Genomic DNA, 19,159 nt, shown 5'->3' with positions numbered 1-19,159 from the left:
CGTTACTCCTCCTGTCCGGCAAGCGGCAACGCGAAGGTAAATACCGTGCCGTACGGCTCTCTGCGGCGCGCGCTCAGTTTCCCCCGGTGCCGTTCAATGATGCTGGCGCTGATGGTCAGCCCCATCCCCATTCCCTGCGCTTTGGTCGAATAGAACGAGTCAAAGATCCGCTCGGTGAGCTCCGGCTCAATGCCGCTGCCGGTATCGGCGATCTCAAAGATCACCTTCCCCTCGCCGCAGTTCGCGGTGGAGATCGTGATGCTGCACGGGCGATCCGTCACTTCCGCCATCGCTTCCATCGCATTCATCACCAGGTTAAGCAGCACCTGCTGGATCTGCACGCTGTCGCCGATGATAAAGCTGTCGTCAGCGTTCAGAAGATAATCAACGCTTATGTGTCGCAGCTCAAGTTCGCTGCGTGAAAGCATAATGATGTGGTGGATCAGGAAGTGCAGATCAATACGCGTAAACGTGGGGTCCTGCTTGCGCGTCAGAGACTGAATGCTGCGAATGATCTCCCCTGCCCGCTCGCCCTCGGCGGCGATCTCCTCCAGCCCCTCGCGCACTTTGTCCAGCCGCGCCGGATCGCGGTTGAGCCAGCGCAGGCTCGCGCCGGCGTTCGAGACAATCGACATCAGCGGCTGGTTGATCTCGTGCGCGATCGAGGAGGTCAGTTGCCCGACGGTGGTGGCCCGTGAGACTCGCGCCAGATCCGCCTGCGCCACCCGCATCGCATCTTCCGCCGCCCGCTGGCTGGTGATGTCGGTAATGATGCCGTAATACTCATTCACTTCGCTGCCGACGCCGACCGGATCGCCAATCCCGAGGATGTAGCGAACGGAGCCGTCGGTGCGGATAATGCGAAACTCCGCGCGCATCGACAGCCCGTCGCGCACGCTCTGGTTAACGAGGGTGCTGATCCGGCCATAATCGTCCTCATGCACGAAGGTTAAAAACTCCGCCATTGAAATCATCTTTTGCTGCTCCGGCAGGCCAAGGATACGGGCGTACTCTTCAGACATAAACATCAGATCCTGCACCAGCTCCCAGCGCCAGCTGCCGGTATGGCTGATCTGCTCGCCCAGCATCAGTGAGGTCTGGCTGGCGCGCAGCTCTTTCTCCACCCGTCGGCGCTGGATGTTTTCCGCCAGCAGCTCGGCGTAAAGCCGCGCCGTCTCCAGCGAAACAGCCGCCTGCGCGCCCAGCAGGCTGACCACGCGCGAATGTTCGGCGGTAAACACTTCCGGCATCAGGCGGTTTTCCAGATACAGCACCCCCACCAGCCGCGCCTGTTTGAACATCGGGACACACATCACGGCGGCGCCGGACGTCACCAGATACGGATCCTGGCTGAACGGGTGGAACTCCTCCGGTTTGCCGGTGCGGATCTCCTGCCCGGTGCGGATCACTGCGGCCAGCACCGACAGCGGCATGTCCGTCGCCATCGGTGACGCCTTCAGGATGCGCACCCGCACCCCGTCGGTACTGGTCCAGGCACTGGCCTCGATCTCCGGGATGTGATTATCGCTAACGCGCAGCAGCAGGCCACGCTGCGCCCCGGCCCGTTCAAGCAGCAGCGTCATCAGGTTTTCAATTAAACGCTCGAGGTTAATTTCTTCGGACAAGGCGCGTGAGGCTTTGATGACGCTCTGTAAATCGCGGATCACCTCGTTCTGGGCGAAGGCCGCCGTGTCATACGCGCGGCTCTGCCCGGAGGCCAGCAGATGCGGGAAATCCTGCTCCAGCTGGCGCACCTTGGCCTGCGCCCCGGCGCGCCCCCAGGCAGCAATCGCGCCGCGGAAATGGGCGTCGGAGGCGGTCGGGTAGCCGCAGGCCAGCGAGAAACGCCCTGCCAGCTCGTGCGCCAGGGCATTGATCGGGTTAAAGCCACCCTCCCGCGAGAGCCGCACCGCTTTTTCATACTGCTCCAGCGCGATGCTGTTCATGCCGTCCAGACGGACGATTTCGGCGTAAATCAGCGCTTCTTTATCGGCAAACGTGCCCGAATTGATCCGCGCCCAGAGGGCAATTTTGTCGTAATGGTGATGAATACTGCGGCGATAATCCGCCGAGAAGGTCTCCGGCGTGAGCTGACGGGAGAGCGCCAGCGCGCTGTAAAAATGGTAATCCAGCAGATGAATATGACCCGGCGCGGACCACGCATACCAGCCCGCCCTCTCTAAATCCGCCTGCGCGTCGGCGTATTCGCCGCAGGAAAAGTGCGCCATCCCGCGATAGAGCCAGTACCAGAACAGCATGGTCGAGGTCTGCTCGGGCGCCTGCTCCGGCGGCGCGGGCAGCAGATCGTCAGGCAGCGCCTGGGCGGCGCTCCATGGGCCCGTCACCGGCGTGCGTAAAAACTCCACGTAGCGGCGCTGAATGTGCAGAACGGTTTCAATGTCCTGGTAATCCGTTTTGCGCACAAAGGCCAGACCGCGATCGATGCTGGTCAGCACGCCATCCAGATGATCGCCCCGGGAGAGGAAGTTAATGATCTGATGACAGGCCGCGAAACAGGCCATCGTCATGTCGCCGTGGGTCACCGCCGAGGTAAAGCAGGCCTTTGCGCACTCGATAGTGTACGACAGCGGCTGGGTCCAGACGCTGAGCTGGTCGAGCGGCAGCAGAGTTTTGGCTTCATAGGCATCATAGCCGTGGCGGTTCACCAGCTCACGAGCCAGCGTGCCGTACTCAAATCCGAGACGGTATTCGGCGTAGCGGTGACCAATCAGCACGCCAAACCAGGCCATCGCCGTGGTGGAGGCGCCGGTGATGCCGTGATCGAGCGTGAGGTGCATCATCCGGCACAGGAGTAAAAAGTGCAGGCGCGGGCAGGTAAAGCTGGCGAAAATACTGGCGCTGTAAAGCAGGTTCATCACCGCTTCGGTCTCTGCGTTCTCCATCAGCTTAAGCTGAGAAAACGGGTTCAGCGGCGCGTCGGCGGTGCGTTGACAGAACTGCTGCCAGGCCTCGTCACATTCGGCATTTTCCGGGTAGCGGCTGATATGGATCCCGAACACGCCCAGCCAACATAACGACGCCTCCAGCGCCAGGCGGATCTCCGACTGGCGCATATACACTTCCGCCAGCAGGTTGGCGGCCAGCGCTTTCTCCGTCAGCCCGCCCGGTGAACCGAGGATCGCATCGCACAGCGCACGCGTACGCTCCAGGTGCCCGAGCGCAAACTCACAGCCCGCCTCTTCGATATCCAGCATAAAGTCCGAGACCGGGCCCGCATTCCCCAGCGCTCTGGCGGTCTGGATATAGCTTAAGGCGGAAAGGTAATCGCCGGTACGCTTCGCACGCCGCGCGGCCTGAAGGCTCAGCTCCCGGAATCGCTGCCGCTGGGGTGCAGGCTGGATGCAGTCCAGCGCGGCGCTGACGTGGTGAACCGCGCGGAACAGCAGTTCGTTGCCCGCCGTCTGCCGTGCGGCATCCGCCAGCAGGCTGGCGGTGGTCAGGTGCAGATGGCTTTTCTCGCCCTCATCCAGCAGGGCAAAGGCGGCTTCCTGCACCCGATCGTGAGTAAAAGCGTACTCTTTCTCCGTCAGCACAATCAGCTGAGCAGTAACCGCCGGGTGAAGCGCGTAGCGGATTTCCGCCGCCGACCGCCCCACCACGCGGCACAGCATCTCCAGCTCGCCCGTGCAGCCGAGGCAGGCGATGCTGCCCAGCAGGCGGCGCGTCTCGTCGGGCATCTCCTTGAGCTGTTCAAGTACCAGCGTCACCACGTTTTCGGTGTAGTGCCGGGCGCGGATGGCCTGGAGATCGTAATGCCATTTCCCCTGATATTTGTTGTGCACCACCAGTCCGTCATCGACGATGCGGCGGAAAAATTCCTGCACAAACAGCGGGTTGCCGCCGGTTTTTTCATGGATCAGCGTGGCAAGATCGGCGGTGCCGCTACTGCGGGCATGAAAAATTCCCCCGAGCCAGCGCGCCACGGCCTTCACCGACAGCGGCTGCGGCACAATCGTCGTGGCGTATTGCGCCGCCTCCGGCAGGCTCGCCAGCGCGGTCTGCAAGGTGGGATCAGAAAGCGAACTGAGATCGCGGTGCGCCACCACCACCAGCAGCGGGATGGCGCCGCAGGCGCGCAGCAGGTGATCGAGCGTTTGCAGGCTGGCGGCGTCGATCCACTGCACATCATCCAGCAGCAGCACCAGCGGCGCGCCCTGGGTGGCGAAAGTTTTCACCAGCGCCAGCACCATATGGCCGAAGCGCGCCCGCGCGTCGATGGAAAAGGTATCCGCGGAGAAACGCGGTTTGTTCTCAAGGAGTAAATTCAGCTCCGGCACCAGGCTGACGGCCAACTCCTCGAAGCCTTCCAGCGCGCGCGACAGACGGATTTTCCACGTCGCCACCTCCCCGGCTGGCAGCCCGAGCAGGTGCAGCGTGAGCGTCCGAAACGCCGAACTCAGCACGCCGTAGGGCAGCGTGGGAGAATATTGATCGACCTTGCCCACCGCCAGCAGCACCTTGCGCTGTTGCAGCGATTTCAGCGTGGTGGCGATCACGGAAGATTTGCCGATCCCCGAAGGTCCCCCAATCGTCACCAGTTCCGGCGCACCGCTTTGGCTGACCCGCTCAAACGCGGCGATGACGTCGCTGGCCTGCGGATGCGCAGAGAAAAGCGAATCGGCCAGCAGGATCGCCGGAGAGCGATCCTGCTGGCCGGGAATAAAGTCGACAATTTCGCCTTCAACGGTCAGCGTCGCCTGGCAGCGCCTGAGGTCGGCAATCAGCCCGTCGACGGTCTGATAGCGATTCTCCGGATTCTTCTCCAGCAGCTTAAGGATAATGGTCGACAACATGCCGGGTACGTCCGGGCGCACCCGACCCGGCGCAAGCGGTTCAGAGGCAATGTGATAATGCGCCCAGTTGGTCTGGTCATCAGCGCTCAGTTCAAACGGCAATCGCCCGGTCAGAAGTTCATAAAGCACGATCCCCAGACTGTAGAGATCGCTCCGGCTGTCAACGGCGCGCCGGGTACGCGTGGTGTGTTCCGGTGACATGTAGGCGGGCGTGCCGCCAGACGCGGCAAGCCGGGACTGGGAGAAGGCGTCGGAGGTGTCGCAGGAAAGACCGAAGCTGCACAGACGGCAGGTGGCGTCGTGATGAACGAAGATCGCCCCGGGTTTGATATCGCCGTGGATCAGGTTGTGCTGATGCATCTGGCGCAGGGGACCGCAGATGCGGATCGCCATCTCGATAAAGCGGGCGATCCCGGAAATCGCCTTACCTGCCCGGCACGCCAGCAGTTCAAAGCAGAACGGCGCGTAGACCAGCGCAAAACGTCCGCGGTACTGGGTTGAAGCGACGGGCCGGATAGCCCAGCCGTCATGAAGGCGATCGCGCAGGGCAAACTCGTTTTTCAGCAGCCGCGTTGCCCGCTCCTCTTCTTCATCGCTGACCGCGGTGGCAATAATAAACGAACCGCCGGACTGGGGATGCCGCCCGTTCATCCAGGAGATGCCGCCCTCCTGCGCCAGCACGGTAAAAATGACATCCTCTTTCAGAACAAAAGCCCGCCCTTCATGGAGACTTCCCCGGGCGGGCCAAAATGCAGGCGACGTATGTTCGTTCATCCGCGATCCTTATTGTCGGCGGGTCAGCTCCCGCTGAATATGATCCAGCAGAATATCGATGTTAATCGGCTTACGCAAAAATGCAGCGGCGCCCAGACTGAGTGCATACCGCTGCATATTTTCATCAGCATGGCCGGAGATAAACAGTATTGGCGGCGGCGGCGCGGCCAGCAACCGCAGCTTCTCAAACAGCTCGATGCCGTTCATGCCGCGTAGCTTGATGTCGGCGATCACCAGCGACGCGCCTGACAGGGCGAGAGGGTGGCTCAAGAACACCTCTGCCGAATCGAAGGTATCGGTAGCATACCCTTCCGATTGCAGCAGATTACTGAGCCCGCTGCGAACAGAGCGTTCGTCATCGATGATGGCAATGCGCCACGGCAGCGTCATGCTGTCTTTCCTCAAACAAATCGTTACGCGTCGCGGCTTTCCTTCGCGGGCGCGGGGGGCGCAGTACCGCTGATTTTCGGTACGCATTCATGACGAAACCAGGCCAGGGTCAGCGGTTCGCGGCTCACCAGACGACGCCCGATGGGGATCAGCTGTTCACCCACCAGCATGCCGAACAGGCCTAGCAGCGCGACGACCGGCGGCGCCGGGGAATGTACGTCGAGCAGGGCGTAAAGTACCCCAGCCGCGGCCCCGCACACCAGCGAAATAATCCAGGCCTTCATGATGACGCTCCGGTCGGGTGTTGAACGTGGGGAACCGTCACCTGCACGGCAGCCGGATTATCGCGGGATAAAAGATGACGCATCGCCTGTTCACCCGCCAGCATCCCCAGCAGGCCAATCAGCGCCAGCGCGGGCGGCGCGGGGGAGCGCACCTTCAGCACGGCATACATCAGGCCAATCAACACGCCTGCCGCAAGGGATATCAGCCCAGTACTCATTGTGAACTCCAGAGAAAGAGGCAGCGGCGAGCCGGATGAGGGACCAGCCCGCCGACGGGACTTAGCGAGCCGGAACCGGCGCTAAGGTGCGGTGCTCGCTCTTCTGGCGAGACGGCGCTTTGTGCACCATGGTGTAGGCGTAATCCACGCCCATGCCGTAGGCGCCGGAGTGCTCGCGCACGATATCCATCACCGCGGTGTAGGTCTCTTTGCGCGCCCAGTCACGCTGCCACTCCAGCATCACCTGCTGCCAGGTCACCGGGATCACGCCCGCCTGGATCATGCGCTGCATCGCGAAGTCGTGGGCTTCTTTGGAGGTGCCGCCGGAGGCGTCTGCCACCATATAAATTTCGTAGTCGCCTTCCAGCATCGCGCACAGGGCAAAGCTGTTATTGCACACTTCGGTCCACAGGCCAGCGACAACCACCTTCTTCTTGCCGTTGGTCTTCAGCGCGTCGCGCACCTTCTGGTCGTCCCAGGAGTTCATGGAGGTACGCTCCAGAATGTCCTGGCCCGGGAACACGTCCAGCAGCTCCGGATAGGTATTGCCGGAGAAGCTTTCGGTCTCTACGGTGGTGATGATGGTCGGGATGTTGAACACCTTAGCCGCTTTCGCCAGCGCCACGGTGTTGTTTTTCAGCACCTGGCGGTCAATAGACTGCACGCCGAACGCCATCTGTGGCTGGTGATCGATGAAGATGATCTGACAGTTGGCAGGGGTTAAGACTTCGAGCTTAGAAGTGGTCATAAGATTATCCAGTGAGGTTAAAGGTTAAAATCGCCGCGAACAGCACGCCGATAAAATCGCGTTCATCCTATGACCCACAGCGCTGTGGTGTAATTATCTCTTCGTATAGTTAACCTTAGGTATAGTTATACTTTGGTATACCTATCCTATTGTATAACTGGATCTTTGCCGAAACCGGTTCCCATAATCCTGACCATTCCCCTCTTAGTCTGGAGCTCTTATGGTTACCCTCGGTAAAGCCGATCTCATTCTGGTTAACGGCCAGTTTCACACCGTCGATCGCGAGAATCCTCTCGCAGAAGCCGTTGCCGTGCGCGACGGAAAATTTCTGGAAGTGGGTACCGTCGCCGAGGTGATGCAACACCACTGCGACGGCACTAAGGTGGTCGACTTAAAAGGCCACACCGCCATCCCCGGCCTGAACGACTCGCACCTGCACCTGATCCGCGGCGGGCTGAACTACAACCTCGAGCTGCGCTGGGAAGGCGTGCCGTCGCTCGCCGACGCCCTGCGGATGCTGAAAGAGCAGGCCCTGCGCACGCCGTCGCCCCAGTGGGTGCGCGTGGTGGGCGGCTGGAGCGAGTTCCAGTTTGCCGAGCGCCGCATGCCGACGCTGGATGAGATTAACGACGCCGCGCCGGACACCCCGGTCTTCATTCTGCACCTGTACGACCGCGCTCTGCTCAACCGCGCCGCGCTGAAGGTGGTCGGCTACACCAAAGAGACGCCAAACCCGCCGGGCGGCGAGATCCAGCGCGACGCCAACGGCAACCCGACCGGGATGCTGATTGCCCGTCCGAACGCCATGATCCTCTACGCCACGCTGGCGAAAGGGCCGAAGCTGCCGCTGGAGCAGCAGGTTAACTCCACCCGCCAGTTCATGCGCGAGCTGAACCGTCTGGGGCTGACCAGCGCCATCGACGCGGGCGGCGGCTTCCAGAACTACCCGGAAGATTACGAGGTGATCGCCGAGCTGCACGAGAAAAAGCAGATGACCATCCGCATCGCCTACAACCTGTTTACCCAGCGTCCGGGCCACGAGCTGGAAGACTTTGAAAAATGGACCGACATGCTCACGCCGGGCCAGGGCAGCGACTTCTTCCGCCACAACGGCGCGGGCGAGATGCTGGTCTTCTCCGCCGCCGATTTTGAAGACTTCCTCGAGCCGCGCCCGGACCTCGCGCCGGGCATGGAGGACGAGCTGGAGCGCGTGGTGCGCCATCTGGTGGAGCACCGCTGGCCGTTCCGCCTGCACGCCACCTATAACGAATCCATCAGCCGCATGCTGGACGTCTTCGAGAAGGTGAACCGCGACATTCCGTTCAACGGCCTGCACTGGTTCTTCGACCACGCGGAAACCGTCACCCAGGCCAACATCGACCGCATCAAAGCGCTCGGCGGCGGCATTGCCGTCCAGCACCGCATGGCCTTCCAGGGCGAGTATTTTGCCGAGCGTTACGGCATCGAAGCCACCCGCCACACGCCGCCGGTGGCAAAAATGCTCGAGACCGGCGTGCCGGTGGGATTAGGCACCGATGCCACCCGCGTGGCGAGTTACAATCCGTGGACCGCGCTCTACTGGCTGGTCTCCGGTCGTACCGTCGGCGGGATGCAGATGTACGATCACAGCGCCCGTCTGGATCGCGATACCGCCCTGATGCTCTGGACCCAGGGCAGCGCGTGGTTCTCCAGCGAACAAAACCAGAAGGGGCAGATCAAGGTCGGCCAGCTCGCCGACCTGGCGGTGCTGAGCAAAGACTACTTCCGCGTGCCGGAAGAGGAGATCAAGGGCATCGAATCCGTCCTGACGGTGGTCAACGGCGATATCGTCTACGCCGCGGGCAGCTTTGGCCCGCTCGCGCCGCCGGCCATTCCGGTCCTGCCCGAGTGGTCACCGGTGGTCAAGGTGCCGGGCCACTACCGCAGCGCGCCGCCGCAGGCCGCCCGCGTGGGCATGAGTGTGGCTCACCACTGCAGCGGCCCGTGCGGGGTTCACAGCCACCAGCACGATTTCGCCCGCACGTCAGAGATGCCGGTGTCCGACGATAACGCTTTCTGGGGGGCGCTGGGCTGCAGCTGCTTTGCATTCTGATGAAACAAAATGACGCTTCGCCCCGGATCGATCCGGGGCTGTTCTTTCTGCGCCTGACCGGCAGCCTGCTGCTGCTCTACGTGCACGGCCTGCCGAAGGTGCTGCACTTCAGCGAAGAGCTGACGCGTATTGAAGATCCGTTCGGCTTCGGGCCTTACGCCAGCCTGATCCCGGCGATTGTCGCCGAGGTGATCTGCCCGCTGTTGATCGTTGCGGGCGTCTACACCCGCCTGGCGTGCCTGCCGATTATCGCCGTGCTGCTGGTGGCGATGCTGGCGGTTCATCCGAACTGGTCGATTGCCGAAGGGCAGTTTGGCTGGCTGCTGCTGATTATCTTCACCACCCTTGCCCTCACCGGGCCGGGCCAGTGGCGAGTGCAGCGTAAAACAACGGAGAGGTTCGCATGACCCAGGTAAACGACGTTCGCGACGCACACGTCGAGACGACGCCCGCCCCGGCGGTTTCACCCTGGCAGCCGCTGAGCCAGCCGGTGTTCCGCATGCTGTGGATCGCCACGGTGGTCTCTAACGTCGGCTCATGGATGAGCGACGTCGGCATCAACTGGAGCATGCTGACGCTCAGCGCCGATCCGCTGGATATCGCGCTGGTGCAGGCGGCGAGCAGCCTGCCGATGTTCCTCTTCGCCCTGCCGTCCGGGGTGATGGCGGACATCGTTGACCGACGTAAATACCTGCTCTTCTCCCAGCTGTGGGTGTTCATCGCCGCCGCCGGGCTGACGGTGCTCTCCTTCACCGGACACGTCACCCCTACCGTTCTGCTGTTGGCGACGTTCCTGCTGAGCGTGGGCGCGGCGATGAGCTCGCCGCCGTTCCAGGCGATTGTGCCTGATCTGGTGAGCAAGCCCGAGCTGGGTTCCGCCGTGGCGCTTAACTCGCTCGGGGTCAATATCAGCCGGGCGATTGGCCCCGCGCTGGGCGGTTTTCTGCTGTCGCTTGCCGGACCGTGGATGGTGTTTGCCCTGAACGCGCTCTCCGTGGTCGGCGTGGCGTGGGTGCTGTGGCGCTGGCGTCCGGCGCCGTCCGTTCAGCGTCTGCCGCCGGAGCACTTCTTCTCTGCGGTGCGCACAGGCATCCGCTACGTGCACGCCGCGCCGGTGCTGCGCAACGTGCTGGTGCGCACCGTGGCGTTCTTCGTTTTCGGCAGCGCGGGCTGGGCATTACTGCCGCTGGTGGCGCGCCGCGAGCTGGGCTTAGGCCCGGCGGGCTATGGCGTGATGCTGGCGTGTATCGGCCTGGGCGCTATTGCCGGGGCCATCCTGCTGCCGCGTCTGCGCCAGCGGCTGAACGCCGATCGGCTGATGGTGGCCGCCAGCCTGACGTTTGCGATCACCATGCTGGCGCTGGCGTTCGTGCGCCACGTCTGGCTGCTCAACCTGTTTGAGTTCTTCACCGGCTTCGCGTGGATTGCGGTGCTCTCGACGCTGAACCTCGGTGCGCAGCGCCGCCCGCTGGGTGAAGGCCCGCGCGCTGGCGGTCTACCTGACGGTGTTCTTCGGCTCCATGACCATCGGCAGCGCCATCTGGGGGCAGATCGCCTCCCGGTTCGGCACCCCGACCGCGCTGGTTGTCGCCACGCTGGGGATGGTGCTGGCAAGCGCAACGGTGTTCCGCTGGAAGCTGGAGAAAGATCCGGACCTGAACCTCGACCTGAGCGGCCAGCCGCTGGACGGCGTGGAGATCGACCTGCCGAACGAGCGCGGCCCGGTGCTGGTCTCGCATGAGTACATCATCGACCCGCACAACGCGAAAGCGTTTTTGCAGGCCGTGCACGAACTACGCCGGGTGCGACGCCGCGCCGGAGCGATGAGCTGGGCGGTGTACGAGGATATCGAACGTCCGGGGCTGTTTATCGAGACTTTCCTGATGGGTTCCTGGATCGAGCATTTGCGCCAGCAGGAGCGCCACACCATGAATGACCTCCTGCTGCAGAGCCGCGTTCTGGCTTTTCATCAGGGCACAACATCACCGGCCATTCGCTACCTGGTCGCGCCGGTATAACCCTAACCATCACCTGTACAGGAACACACTATGGCAACGTTTAAGGCAAAAGACGGCACGCAGATTTACTACAAAGATTGCGGCGCGGGCAAACCGGTTCTCTTCAGCCACGGCTGGCCGCTGGACGGCGACATGTGGGACAGCCAGCTGAACTACCTGGCCGAGCGCGGCTTTCGCGCCATCGCCTTTGACCGTCGCGGCTTTGGCCGCTCGGATCAGCCGTGGAACGGCTACGACTACGATACCTTTGCGTCCGACATTAACGACCTGATCACCACGCTGGATCTGCGCGACGTGACACTGGTGGGCTTCTCCATGGGCGGCGGCGACGTGACGCGCTACATCAACAACTACGGCAGCGAACGCGTTGCCGGTCTTGCCCTGCTGGGCGCGGTCACGCCCATTTTCGGCAAATCCGATAGCTACCCGGAAGGGGTGGATCAGAGCGTGTTCGACGGCATTCGCGACGGGCTGCGTAAAGATCGCGCCCAGTTCATCAGCGACTTCGCGACGCCGTTCTACGGCATCAACGCCGGGCAGACCATTTCTGCCGGTGCCCTGACCCAGACGCTGAACATCGCCCTGCTGGCGTCCCTGAAGGGCACCATCGACTGCGTGACCGCGTTCGGCGAAACAGACTTCCGCCCGGATATGGCGAAAATCGACGTGCCGACGCTGGTGATCCACGGCAGCAACGACCAGATCGTGCCGTTTGAAACGACCGGCAAGCTGGCGGCGGAAATGATCAAAAATGCCACGCTGAAGGTGTACGACAACGCGCCGCACGGCTTCGCGCTGACCCACCAGGACCAGCTCAACGAAGATCTGCTGGCGTTTGTGAAGTCGCTTTAACTCTTTAAATGCGAAGCCTGATGGCGCTTCGCTTATCAGGCCTACAAGGGCTGGTCCTGTAGGCCGGGTAAGGCGCAGCCGCCACCCGGCGCTTTCGCAGACGCGTTGCGCTCCGCCAGCAGCCGACAAATCTCCGCATGCTTCTCCTCGGTGAAGGTAAAGCGCGACATAAAGCCCATGCGGATCAGCGACCCTATTGCCGGCAGCAGACAAATCCCGAAGAACAGCCCCAACAGCACGCTCTCGCTCTGAATTTGCGCCTGCGGCACGTAGCCAATCATCGTCAGAAACACGCCGATTAACCCGCCGCCCACCGCCACCGACATCTTGCCGGTAAAGGTCTGCCCGGAGAAGGTGATCGCCGCGCAGCGCTTGTGAGTGTGGTACTCCGCGTACTCGATGGTGTCGGCAATCATCGACGAGGTGAGGATGTTGGTCATCATCACGAACAGCGTGCTCAGGCCGAGGAGAATAAACAGCATCGTCACCTGCTGATACCCGACAAACCACATCACCACGCGCACCGCCACGTCCAGCCCGCAGAGGATCATAAACAGCTTCCGCTTCTGCATTCGGCGCGTCAGCATCGGCGCGACCAGGCACAGCACCGCCGCCACGATCCCCATCACGCCAATCGCCATCTGCAGGCTGCCGTCGCCCAGATTGTTGATAAAGAAGTAGATGTACAGACCGCCCGCCACGTTGTGGAACACGCAGAAAAAGAACGACAGCAGGACGATAAACAGCGGCTTGTTCTGGCGCAGGTTGTGGAAGGTGTCGCGGATGGTCACCTTTTCCGGGCTCGGTGGCACGCGCTCTTTGATCTGCATAAAGCCGTTAAGCATCAGCGGCAGGCCCACCAGCATCATCACCAGCGCCGCCATAAAGTAGCCTTTATCGTTGCTGTACTGGGCGAAGAACGCCGCCAGCTTCGGGAAGAAGATGTTGGCGCAGGCAATCCCCGCGTTCACCCCGAGCATCGCCGCCGTCACCGCGCGGGTGCGCTGGGCGGAGTCGTTGGTCATCACCGACGACATCGACCAGAACGGGATATCGGAGATGGCGTACAGCGTCCCCCACAGGATGTACGTCACCCCGGCGTAGAGGATTTTGGTGGTCATGTCCGCTTCGATTTTATAGAACGACAGCAGCGTGACGCCGGTGATCAGCAGCGGCGCGATCAGCAAAAAGTGGCGAAACTTGCCGAACCGGCTGTTAATGGTGTCCATAATGCTGGCAAACAGCGGATCGTGAACCGCGTCCCACGCGCGGGCAATCAGGAAGATGGTGCTCGCCGCCAGCGCCGAGATCCCCAGCACGTCGGTGTAAAAATAGTTAATAAACGAACCCACTAAACCAAAGCTAAAACACTGACCTAAACCATAGCCAAAATAAGACCACAGCTCGCGAGACGGTATTTTCATTGTCGTTGCCATTGTTATATGCCTGCCTGGTTGCCCGGCGGTGGTCCGCCGGGTCGATATTATTAGCCCTGAACTTTCGGGGCGATCTTGCGCAGCTGCTGCATTAATGCGATTTCACGGCGCGAGAACGGAATGCCGTTCTCCTCAAACACGTCGTGGAACCAGAGACGGCAGTAATCCGTGGACTCCTTCATCACCACCGGCCACGGCAGCCACGTCTGGGTTTTGCCGCGCACCAGCCCCCACTGGTACGGCGCGACCTTCGCCGCGTACATCAGCGGAAGCTGCTCTTCGATGGTGCTGCCCACGTGCCGCGCCAGCCATTCGGTGCAGAAGATTGGGCGGCCCAGCGCCTGAAGTTGCTGGATAATCGCCGTCATGCGCCCGGTATTGGTGTAGGCGTGATAGCTCACCACGTCCGAGAGCGCCAGCGCGGTCTGGTCCAGCGGATGCTGGAAGAACGTCTCGCCCTCCTCTTCCGGCGGCAGGCGCCACGCGCAGACGGTGAGCGGCTGGGTTGGGTCTTCTTCACGCACCCACTGGAACGCCAGCTTCATCAACTCGTGCGCGCAGGACTCCAGCTTCGCGTCGTACTGCACCTCCTGCGTGCCCGTCGCGAAAATGCCGCGGTTGCCCGGCTCGTTATACAGATCCCAGAGCAGCACGCGCTTATCGTCGCGGAACTGGCGGACAACGTCGCGGATATAGCGCTCAATCTGCGGCCAGCAGTCGGGATCGCACACCTTGTCGCGCCCCGGGCTCGCCGCCGCCTGGCTGTTGTGTTTGCCCGGTACGGGCGGCTTTTGCGGGCCGAGGTACGGTTCGTCGCCGGAGAAGCCGCAGTCGTCCATCAGGGTCAGCATGGTGCTGAAGCCGTGACCGTCGGCAATCGTCAAAAAGCGGTCGATGCGCGCCATCAGCCCGTCGCGGTCATGCTCCCAGACGATAAACGGCAGGTTGATGCGCAGGGTGTTATAGCCCGCCTCCGCCGCCCAGCCCAGCTCGCGCTCGATGGTTTCGGCATCGAAGGTCTCTGCCTGCCAGATATCGGTCCAGTTCACCGCCGTCGACGGCAGATAGTTAAACCCGCACAGCCAGCCTTTTTGCTGATACCACGCCTGTGCCTGCTCCCTGCTCCACTGCTCTTTCATTACGCGTCCTCTCACTGATAATGTTTAGCTAATAAATATTAGTTGCAGGATAAATGCGCAAATCACGGCGTTTAGAAAAGCGATGCCCCTCACAAAGTTCACGCTTCGATGAATGAGAAACGTGATCGACGGCGCTAAAGCGTGCGGTTAGGGTATGATGCGAATTCGCGAAAGGGAGAGGACGGATGAAGCGAAAAACGAAAGTGACGATGAACGATATTGCGCGGGCGGCAGGGGTGTCGCAGGCGACGGTATCGCTGGTGCTTAACCAGTCCCGCAACATCAAGCTCAGCGACGACACCCGCCAGCGGGTGATTAGCGTCGCCACCGAGCTCGGCTACGACCGTCTCCCCGCCGTTCACGCCCCGCGCAACCAGGAGGAGATCGCCCTGCTGGTCAGCTCGCTGCAGAGTTTTGACCCGTTTATCGACGCCATCAGCCAGGCGCGGGAAGCCGCGTGGCGCAATGAAACGTTGCTCACCGTCTACGACTACGGCGACGACATCGAGCTGGCGCTGAACATCATCCGCCAGCTGGAGAAGCGCAACTGCATCGGGATTATTCTCGCCTCTCCGGTCACCACGCTGGTGGACATGACCGCCTTCCAGGACTGCACCCGCATCCCGCTGGTGCTGCTCAACCAGCGCGACCCCGGCTCGCCGCTGCTGCCGTCGTTTATCCCGGACGACTACGCCAACGCCTTCCAGGTGACGAAACACCTCATCGCCTGCGGGGCCACGCGCATCGCCCACATCACCGGAGAGAGCTGGATGGAGGCCTCGCGCCAGCGTCTGGCGGGCTACCAGGCCGCGCTGCAGCAGGCCGGACTCGCGTGCGACGACGACCTGGTGCGCCAGACCAACTGGCAGTTCAGCGAGTCCTTTACCGCCACGACTTCCCTGCTGGAACTGGCCGAGCGCCCGGACGCCATCTTCTGCGCCAGCGACTGGCTGGCGATTGGCTGCTACCAGGCGCTGGCGGTGAATGGCGTGCGTATCCCGCAGGACATGCTGCTGGCGGGCTACGACGACCAGAAGATCTCCGAGCAGCTCACCCCGCCGCTGACCAGTATCCAGCTGCCCTACAGCGAGCTGGGACGGCTGGCGGTGGAGTACCTGTGCAATCAGGAAGATGCCGCCACGCACGTGACGCTGGCGGGCAGGCTGAAGGTACGCGCCTCAAGCCTCGTCTGAGGCAAACACCATGCCCGAATAGGGCTTCTCGCGACACGCCGCCAGCCGCGCGGCGAGGCTGCCCACGTGCAGCTCCAGCTTGTGCCCGTCCGGGTCGAGAAAATAGAACGACGCCCCCTCGCTTTTGTTCTGCTTCCAGACGGTGACGCCCGCCTGCTCCAGCCTGTGCGAGAACGGTTCAAAATCTTCTTCCGCCACGGTAAATGCGTAGTGGGTGTAGTCGCTCTCCTGCGGCGGCACGTACCGGCGCGCCTCGTCGTACGACAGGCAGACCCACAGTTCGCCGCAGGTGAGATAGGCCCCGGTATTCCAGCGGGCATGCAGCGCTAGTCCCAGCAGCTCGTGCCAGAAGGTGACGCTTTTTTGCAGGTCGCTGACCGCGAGGGTCAGGTGGTTGAGTGATTGCAGCATGACGTGCCCTTTTGTTTTTCGCGCCGGACGTGGTACGGTAAAGAGATGAACATAAACCACGCCGTGCTCACCGTAAACCGCTGGTGGCTGCCTTTTTAAAGGCGGCACGGAGTAGTTTTCCCCATTTTCAGATAGCCGCCGAAAGGCGGCTTTCACACATTTAAGACCCCTTTCGGCAACTGCCCATTAAGGAGTCTTTATGAACGCACCCACCATCCTCACCGGCGACCGCCCAACCGGCCCGCTGCACCTCGGCCACTTTGTCGGATCGCTGCGCCAGCGCGTGGCGCTCCAGCAGACGCACAACCAGTTTGTGCTGATTGCCGACCTTCAGGGCCTGACCGACAACGGCAGCAACCCGCAGAAGATCCGCGACAACATCCCCGAAGTGCTGGCCGACTACCTCGCCGCCGGTATCGACCCGAACCTGACCACCATCTGCCTGCAGTCCGCCCTGCCCGCCCTCGCCGAGCTGACGATGCTGTATATGAACATCGTCACCGTCGCCCGCGTGGAGCGTAACCCGACGGTGAAAAACGAGATTGCGCAGAAGGGCTTCGCCCGCTCGCTGCCGGTCGGGTTTATGGCCTACCCCATCAGCCAGGCGGCGGACATCACCGCGTTTAAGGCCGAGTGCGTGCCCGTCGGCGACGACCAGCTGCCGATGATTGAGCAGACCAACGAGATTGTGCACAAGATGAACAGCCTGCTGCCCGCCCCGGTGCTGCGCCACTGCAAGGCGATGCTGAGCGACACCAGCCGCCTGCCCGGCATCGACGGCAGCGCCAAGATGTCGAAATCGCTGGGCAACACGCTGCACCTTTCGGCCAGCGAAGAGACCATTCACCGTGCGGTCAGCGCCATGTACACCGACCCGAACCACCTGAAGGTGAGCGACCCGGGGCAGATTGAGGGGAACGTAGTGTTTACGTATCTCGATGCGTTTCACCCGGACAAGGACAAAGTGGCGGCGATGAAGGCGCACTATCAGGCGGGCGGGCTGGGCGACCGGGCGTGTAAGAACGAGCTTGAAGCGTGCCTGCAGGAGTTGATTGCGCCGATGCGGGAGCGGAGGGCGATGTATTTGCGGGATAAGGGGGAATTGATGGCGATGCTGAAGCGCGGGACGGAACGGGCGCAAGGGGTGACGCAAGGGACGTTGAGGGAGGTGAAGGTTGGGCTGGGGGTGCCGGTGTTTAGTTAAAGTCGATTTAGCGGTGGAGTGCGGGGGATTGGCATGAAGCCGCTAACTTGATTATTGCGGAAATAAGCGAGGAGCAAAAATTCTTAAATGCATTATTAGTCAATGTCGTTTGTCATTCTGTTAAGAGCGCTATATTCATAGACTCTTAATATTTTAAACGCCACGGCAACTGCTATGAGTAAGTTTATTATTTCCATGCTGAATACGTTACTTTGTGTATTTGTGATTGTGCTATGCCTCATATGCGTGGGCGTCACTGATAACTGGAAAGAATGCACTATAGCTATAATCATCACTTTAGGATGCGCACATTTCATGGCCGTTTTACTGAATCGTGTATTGCCTCATAAGTTATCTATCTTAGAAGGAATACTGGAATTATTGGGAGGGCCGCTATTAGTTATAGGCGCAATGGTGTGCTTTGATGTATTCGAACCCTGGCCGCTAAAAATCATTGGGATGTTTGCGTGGATTGTTTTGATTTTCTTTGTACCTTCAATAATAAGCCACAGGCGTTAACTCGGTCTATTAATCAATGTCTACGTCATTTCTTCACCCACGGAATCCAACATAATGTACCCCACTCTTTCGCAGGTCATTGAGGTTGTACGTCAGTCCTCGGGACATCATCGCAAGCACACTGATGAGAACACCCTAATCGAAGCCGACCTTGATATATGCGGCATGGATGGCGATGCCCTGATTGATGACTGCGAGGCAGCGTTTGGCGTTACGCTTGTCACTGAAGAAGATGGCTATGAGAAAACTTTTTCCCTCGCTGAAAACGAGTTTCTTTTTAGCACCGAGGGCATAGATTACTTTGGTATCTGCCGCTTGATTCGCAGGATACGTGGCATACCTGAACCTGTGATACGCGATTTAACCGTTGGCGAACTCCATGCTGTACTTGTTAAGGCTGTCAGAGAACAAAGACATGATGTTTGAGTTATTTTTAGCGTAGTGCGGGCATGTCCTCACATGCCCGTGCAGACTGGCTTGAAGTTTAAACAGCCTTCCCACTCCCACGCTTAATCACCGGCATATCACCCGTATCATTCAGCGCTCCCGGAAACGTCTTCAACCACTGCGCGACTTTCTGTTTATTGATATTCACCACACTCATACCTTCCAGGCATCCCCATAATTCTCTTGTATGTTGTGGCGTAATCACAATGCAGTCTTTCATTGCGCGGATTTTTACCGGCATGCCGTCGATAAAGCCCGCACGGGTTAACCACTCGCCGCCCAGAAGAAGGTATTTAATATCTATGCGGGAATAAAGTTCGCAGCAGGCGGCACTGTCCTGCGGCGTCTCCGCGCGGGGATGGACGGGGGCCGCGTTGAGCTGGTTGCCGTGTAAACGGCGGGCGCTGTTTTTGCGTACCAGCTCGCGGTTTTCAATCTCGCCGGTGAAAGCGTCTGATTCTGTTTTGCAAACAGTAAACTCTGGCTTAAAATTCGTCGCAGCCATTTTCAACTCCTTTTCAGTTGCTGGTGGTTAGCGGTATGGGGGTGTTGCAGCACCTTCATATCGCGAATTCTTCTTTATATATTCTTTGATACTTCCTTTGCCGTTCGGCGTAATT

General features: G+C 60.7%; 16 protein-coding genes and 1 pseudogene. 8 read left to right on the top strand and 9 right to left on the bottom strand.

What is annotated here, in order from left to right; translation table 11 throughout:
- Nucleotides 1-2: 2 nt before the first annotated feature.
- The 5 genes from O1724_RS03145 to O1724_RS03125 all read right to left on the bottom strand — a co-directional run bounded on the left by O1724_RS03145 (nt 3) and on the right by O1724_RS03125 (nt 7,228).
- A complete protein-coding gene (locus O1724_RS03145; RefSeq protein ID WP_251842216.1) occupies nt 3-5,588 on the bottom strand; it encodes a trifunctional serine/threonine-protein kinase/ATP-binding protein/sensor histidine kinase in 5,586 nt (1,861 codons plus the stop codon).
- A gap of 9 nt (nt 5,589-5,597) precedes the next feature.
- Nucleotides 5,598-5,978, bottom strand: a complete 381-nt coding sequence (locus O1724_RS03140; protein WP_045894247.1) for a response regulator transcription factor — start codon at nt 5,976-5,978, stop codon at nt 5,598-5,600.
- A 23-nt stretch (nt 5,979-6,001) separates the two neighbouring features.
- Nucleotides 6,002-6,262 (bottom strand): XapX domain-containing protein, encoded by a 261-nt coding sequence (locus O1724_RS03135; RefSeq protein ID WP_023324098.1) that lies wholly within the window; start codon nt 6,260-6,262, stop codon nt 6,002-6,004.
- Nucleotides 6,259-6,480: a DUF1427 family protein gene (locus tag O1724_RS03130; RefSeq protein ID WP_003863054.1), complete on the bottom strand. Its 222-nt coding sequence runs from the start codon at nt 6,478-6,480 to the stop codon at nt 6,259-6,261. Before O1724_RS03130 ends, O1724_RS03135 begins: the two co-directional genes overlap by 4 nt.
- A 61-nt stretch (nt 6,481-6,541) precedes the next feature.
- The gene (locus O1724_RS03125; protein ID WP_015572562.1) at nt 6,542-7,228 is read right to left on the bottom strand and encodes a hydrolase; all 687 of its coding nucleotides are present in this window, start codon (nt 7,226-7,228) and stop codon (nt 6,542-6,544) included.
- A gap of 220 nt (nt 7,229-7,448) precedes the next feature.
- Here O1724_RS03125 and O1724_RS03120 point away from each other — a divergent pair, with 220 nt between their 5' ends.
- The 4 genes and pseudogenes from O1724_RS03120 to O1724_RS03105 all read left to right on the top strand — a co-directional run bounded on the left by O1724_RS03120 (nt 7,449) and on the right by O1724_RS03105 (nt 12,190).
- Nucleotides 7,449-9,320 (top strand): amidohydrolase, encoded by a 1,872-nt coding sequence (locus O1724_RS03120; RefSeq protein ID WP_060579937.1) that lies wholly within the window; start codon nt 7,449-7,451, stop codon nt 9,318-9,320.
- The gene (locus tag O1724_RS03115) at nt 9,320-9,727 is read left to right on the top strand and encodes a DoxX family protein (RefSeq protein ID WP_058658775.1); all 408 of its coding nucleotides are present in this window, start codon (nt 9,320-9,322) and stop codon (nt 9,725-9,727) included. The genes O1724_RS03120 and O1724_RS03115 overlap by 1 nt, the downstream gene beginning before the upstream one ends.
- Nucleotides 9,724-11,338, top strand: a pseudogene (locus O1724_RS03110) (MFS transporter). Before O1724_RS03115 ends, O1724_RS03110 begins: the two are co-directional and overlap by 4 nt.
- 30 nt (nt 11,339-11,368) lie before the next feature.
- Nucleotides 11,369-12,190 carry an alpha/beta fold hydrolase gene (locus O1724_RS03105; protein ID WP_126297227.1) on the top strand — a complete coding sequence of 274 codons (822 nt, stop codon included), beginning with the start codon at nt 11,369-11,371 and terminating at the stop codon, nt 12,188-12,190.
- Nucleotides 12,191-12,231: 41 nt separating this feature from the next.
- Here the strand turns inward: O1724_RS03105 and O1724_RS03100 are convergent, their stop codons facing one another.
- Nucleotides 12,232-13,626, bottom strand: a complete 1,395-nt coding sequence (locus tag O1724_RS03100) for an MFS transporter (RefSeq protein ID WP_126297228.1) — start codon at nt 13,624-13,626, stop codon at nt 12,232-12,234.
- A 50-nt stretch (nt 13,627-13,676) separates the two neighbouring features.
- Complete coding sequence (locus O1724_RS03095; RefSeq protein ID WP_126297229.1) at nt 13,677-14,765, bottom strand: cellulase family glycosylhydrolase; 1,089 nt, start codon at nt 14,763-14,765, stop codon at nt 13,677-13,679.
- 185 nt (nt 14,766-14,950) lie between these two features.
- On the opposite strand from O1724_RS03095, the gene O1724_RS03090 reads away from it, so the two are divergent.
- Nucleotides 14,951-15,958 (top strand): LacI family DNA-binding transcriptional regulator, encoded by a 1,008-nt coding sequence (locus O1724_RS03090; RefSeq protein ID WP_126297230.1) that lies wholly within the window; start codon nt 14,951-14,953, stop codon nt 15,956-15,958.
- Here the strand turns inward: O1724_RS03090 and fosA are convergent.
- Nucleotides 15,944-16,369 (bottom strand): FosA/FosA2 family fosfomycin resistance glutathione transferase, encoded by a 426-nt coding sequence (gene fosA, locus O1724_RS03085; RefSeq protein ID WP_045894228.1) that lies wholly within the window; start codon nt 16,367-16,369, stop codon nt 15,944-15,946. The genes O1724_RS03090 and fosA overlap by 15 nt on opposite strands.
- Before the next feature lie 199 nt (nt 16,370-16,568).
- On the opposite strand from fosA, the gene trpS reads away from it, so the two are divergent.
- The 3 genes from trpS (at nt 16,569) to O1724_RS03070 (ending at nt 18,518) form a co-directional block, all read left to right on the top strand.
- Entirely contained in the window at nt 16,569-17,573 is a 1,005-nt protein-coding gene (gene trpS / locus O1724_RS03080; RefSeq protein ID WP_126297231.1) for a tryptophan--tRNA ligase, read from the top strand.
- Nucleotides 17,574-17,747: 174 nt separating this feature from the next.
- Nucleotides 17,748-18,092 (top strand): hypothetical protein, encoded by a 345-nt coding sequence (locus tag O1724_RS03075; protein WP_063864428.1) that lies wholly within the window; start codon nt 17,748-17,750, stop codon nt 18,090-18,092.
- Between the two features lie 54 nt (nt 18,093-18,146).
- The gene (locus O1724_RS03070; RefSeq protein WP_061855991.1) at nt 18,147-18,518 is read left to right on the top strand and encodes a hypothetical protein; all 372 of its coding nucleotides are present in this window, start codon (nt 18,147-18,149) and stop codon (nt 18,516-18,518) included.
- Nucleotides 18,519-18,576: 58 nt separating this feature from the next.
- Here the strand turns inward: O1724_RS03070 and O1724_RS03065 are convergent, their stop codons facing one another.
- On the bottom strand, nt 18,577-19,044 hold the full coding sequence (locus tag O1724_RS03065; RefSeq protein WP_126297232.1) for a SymE family type I addiction module toxin: 468 nt from the start codon (nt 19,042-19,044) through the stop codon (nt 18,577-18,579).
- Nucleotides 19,045-19,159: the final 115 nt, after the last annotated feature.

The organism is Enterobacter cloacae complex sp. HYC074_NIDB (assembly GCF_056673345.1).
This window is presented reverse-complemented; position numbering and strand designations above follow the sequence as displayed.

What these genes read in the sequence shown, in the direction of transcription:
- O1724_RS03070 (WP_061855991.1), top strand. Translation starts at nt 18,147, where the DNA reads ATGTACCCCACTCTTTCGCAGGTCATTGAGGTTGTACGTCAGTCCTCG.
- fosA (WP_045894228.1), bottom strand. Translation starts at nt 16,369, where the DNA reads ATGCTGCAATCACTCAACCACCTGACCCTCGCGGTCAGCGACCTGCAA.
- O1724_RS03075 (WP_063864428.1), top strand. Translation starts at nt 17,748, where the DNA reads ATGAGTAAGTTTATTATTTCCATGCTGAATACGTTACTTTGTGTATTT.
- O1724_RS03105 (WP_126297227.1), top strand. Translation starts at nt 11,369, where the DNA reads ATGGCAACGTTTAAGGCAAAAGACGGCACGCAGATTTACTACAAAGAT.
- O1724_RS03140 (WP_045894247.1), bottom strand. Translation starts at nt 5,978, where the DNA reads ATGACGCTGCCGTGGCGCATTGCCATCATCGATGACGAACGCTCTGTT.
- O1724_RS03135 (WP_023324098.1), bottom strand. Translation starts at nt 6,262, where the DNA reads ATGAAGGCCTGGATTATTTCGCTGGTGTGCGGGGCCGCGGCTGGGGTA.
- O1724_RS03100 (WP_126297228.1), bottom strand. Translation starts at nt 13,626, where the DNA reads ATGGCAACGACAATGAAAATACCGTCTCGCGAGCTGTGGTCTTATTTT.
- O1724_RS03095 (WP_126297229.1), bottom strand. Translation starts at nt 14,765, where the DNA reads ATGAAAGAGCAGTGGAGCAGGGAGCAGGCACAGGCGTGGTATCAGCAA.
- O1724_RS03115 (WP_058658775.1), top strand. Translation starts at nt 9,320, where the DNA reads ATGAAACAAAATGACGCTTCGCCCCGGATCGATCCGGGGCTGTTCTTT.
- O1724_RS03125 (WP_015572562.1), bottom strand. Translation starts at nt 7,228, where the DNA reads ATGACCACTTCTAAGCTCGAAGTCTTAACCCCTGCCAACTGTCAGATC.
- trpS (WP_126297231.1), top strand. Translation starts at nt 16,569, where the DNA reads ATGAACGCACCCACCATCCTCACCGGCGACCGCCCAACCGGCCCGCTG.
- O1724_RS03145 (WP_251842216.1), bottom strand. Translation starts at nt 5,588, where the DNA reads ATGAACGAACATACGTCGCCTGCATTTTGGCCCGCCCGGGGAAGTCTC.
- O1724_RS03130 (WP_003863054.1), bottom strand. Translation starts at nt 6,480, where the DNA reads ATGAGTACTGGGCTGATATCCCTTGCGGCAGGCGTGTTGATTGGCCTG.
- O1724_RS03065 (WP_126297232.1), bottom strand. Translation starts at nt 19,044, where the DNA reads ATGGCTGCGACGAATTTTAAGCCAGAGTTTACTGTTTGCAAAACAGAA.
- O1724_RS03090 (WP_126297230.1), top strand. Translation starts at nt 14,951, where the DNA reads ATGAAGCGAAAAACGAAAGTGACGATGAACGATATTGCGCGGGCGGCA.
- O1724_RS03120 (WP_060579937.1), top strand. Translation starts at nt 7,449, where the DNA reads ATGGTTACCCTCGGTAAAGCCGATCTCATTCTGGTTAACGGCCAGTTT.